The sequence below is a fragment of the Nitratidesulfovibrio liaohensis genome (assembly GCF_011682075.1).
Classification (GTDB): Bacteria; Desulfobacterota; Desulfovibrionia; order Desulfovibrionales; family Desulfovibrionaceae; genus Cupidesulfovibrio; species Cupidesulfovibrio liaohensis.
The window spans coordinates 1-2,532 of the sequence record NZ_VSMK01000400.1; the positions used below are offsets into that span (position 1 = coordinate 1).

General features: G+C 65.0%; 2 protein-coding genes. Both read right to left on the reverse strand.

The window, feature by feature from the left end:
* Positions 1-58: 58 nt before the first annotated feature.
* Positions 59-391: a TolC family protein gene (locus FVW27_RS12960; RefSeq protein ID WP_243838432.1), complete on the reverse strand. Its 333-nt coding sequence runs from the start codon at positions 389-391 to the stop codon at positions 59-61.
* 761 nt (positions 392-1,152) lie between these two features.
* Positions 1,153-2,532 (reverse strand): sigma 54-interacting transcriptional regulator (locus FVW27_RS12965; RefSeq protein ID WP_167125750.1); only part of this gene is annotated, 1,380 nt, incomplete at its 5' end.

The following is a 2,532-nucleotide window of genomic DNA, read 5'->3' on the forward strand; positions in this document are numbered from 1 at the left end:
GCAGCCAGGACGACCTCAAGGCCCTGCTGCCGCAAGGCATGTCAAAGAACAACCCGGTCTAAGCCAGTTCACTGATGTCTACTTGATGACCGCTCGCCTGAAAAGGTGGGGTTGTCTGGACGGTTACGTCATTGTACTGTTCCACGCCCACACCGCCACGCACGTCAAGGCGCGGGAACCAGCCGGCACGCGCGCGGTCAACGTCGTGTTCGGCGGCCTGGCGGTTTTCCTGGAAGGCCTTGAGGCGAGGATGCGTTTCAAGGGTGTTGACGACCGAGTCTTTCAGCGTCACTTCCTGCGCTTGCGCCGGCCCCCCGATCGCAAGCCCCAGCACGGCCGCCAGCGCGCAGAACGCGAGCCAGCGCCGTTTTTGCGATTTCCTTTCCTTCATGACAGTCCTCCTCGTTGGCCCCCCCACCGGACACGTGGATAGGAGAGCGCATATTGATTTCAAAAAAACATGGCGCGGGTAAACCCGCACTTTCTGCTTTTACGGCGATACTACATGTAACACTACATTGTTTTGGCCGTCATGCGCAATAGGGTTAGTCGCAAGGCATGAAGGTTTTTGGGAGAATTTTGGTCATTTCGCCCTGAGGGATCGTGCCTGGCCCGGTATCTGACCGGCCAGGCAGGGGGGGCGCGAGGTTGGAATGCAGGCAGGAGTGTGCGCGGAGAGAGGGCGATAAATGCGAAAGTTTTATGCCGCATGACGAAGAAGAACGCCTGATGTCATGCGGAATGAGGGCGCGGAGCGGCGTCATCGCTTCACGCATCTTTTGCAGTGCATGGAAAATGGGTGTCAGCTATTGTTTTCCGATATTCCCGCATCTGAAGTTGTCTCACGCAAAAGATGTAAAAATAATGGATGACTGTCGCCATTGGTCGTAACGTAACATCGTCACGGGTTCCCCCCACTCGTGGCTGGCTCCGTATTGCCCCCTTTCCGGTTGCCCGCTCCGCGCCGGAAAGGGGGCTTGTCGTCATTGATCTGGGGGACGAAAGGACGGAAAGGGAGAAACGTTGCGCCGCGCCCGGATGGCGGGCGCGGCGCGGCGATGAATCCGGCGGGGGCTGGTACGTGTGCGGTCTGCCTGCCCGTCTTGCCTGGCCAGCCGTCTGTTTTGTCCGGCCAGCCATCGAAGGGCTCGGTCAGTCGGTTTTTCCGAGGTCGTGCTTTTTGAGCAGTTCGTAGAAGTGCCCGCGAGAAACGTCGGCCAGTCGCGCCGCTTCGCGGATGTCGCCGCGACAGTGGGTCAGCAGGCGGGCCACGTAGGCGCGTTCCGCATCGGCCTTGTGGGCGCGCAGGGTGGGCGGGGATGTGCCCGGCGCAAATCCCCGCTGGTCGCTGGCCGCCTGTCCAGGCAGACCCGGCGCGCCGGGTGCATTTTCCGCTCCGGCCACGGCCTGCAACCCGGAAAATTGCGGCAGGGTGGGCGCGGCGGCGCCGGGCCATTCCGGAACGATGCCTGCCCCGTTGGCGTGCTGTGGCCACTCATGCATGGCATCGGCAGGCCAGCCCGCCCCGGAAACCGTCGCCCCCCGTTCCGTAGTGCCCGGTGCGGGATGCAACGCCACGTGCCCCGCCATGGGGATGCCTGTCTGCCTGGCTGTGGCCGGGGCGGCTGCCGACCCCGCCCATTCCGCCAGCCCCGCCGCGTGGCCTTCCATTCTGTCGCGGGCAACCCGCACCCGGATCTCGGTGGGCAACTGCCGTGCGTACAGGGTGGTTTCGTCGCGGGCGGCTGCACAGGCGCGCTCCACGGCGTGCACCAGTTCGCGCACGTTGCCCGGCCACGGGTAGCTGGCCACGGTTTCCAGAAAATCCTCGGCGGGAAACTTGGGGGGCAGGTCGTGCCGCTGACAGAACCGGTCCACCGCCCAGGCGCACAACTCCGGCAGGTCTTCCGTGCGCTCACGCAGCGGAGGCAGGGTGATGGTCAGGCCGCGCAGCCGGTACAGCAGGTCGCTGCGAAACATGTCCAGCCGCACCATTTCGTGCAGATCCTTGTTGGTGGCAGCCACCAGGCGGAAGTCGCTCTCCACTTCCCTGCTGGCGCCCACGGGGCGAAAGCGCCGCAGTTCCAGCGCCCGCAGGAAGGCCCCCTGGATGGACAGGGGCAGGTCGCCGATTTCATCCAGAAACAACGTCCCCCCGTGGGCCAGGCGCAATAGCCCGTCGCGGCTGCGGTCCGCACCCGTGAAGGCCCCGCGTACATGGCCGAAGAGTTGGCTTTCCACCAGGTTTTCGGTCAGCGACGCACAGTCCAGGGTGACGAACGGACCCGTAGCCCGCGCGCTGTTGCGGTGCACGGCGCGGGCGAACAGTTCCTTGCCGGTGCCTGTTTCGCCCAGCACCAGCACGTTGACCGAACTGGCCGCCGCCTCGGCCATCAGTTCCAGCGCGGCATCAAGGGCCGGGCTGTTGCCCACGATGCCCTCGCGCGACAGCGGAGCGGAGGGCAAGGCGGAAGGCGGCGCGGCAACGGCAGGCGAATCCGGGCCCGCGTCGGCCTGACCGGCCTGCGCCGT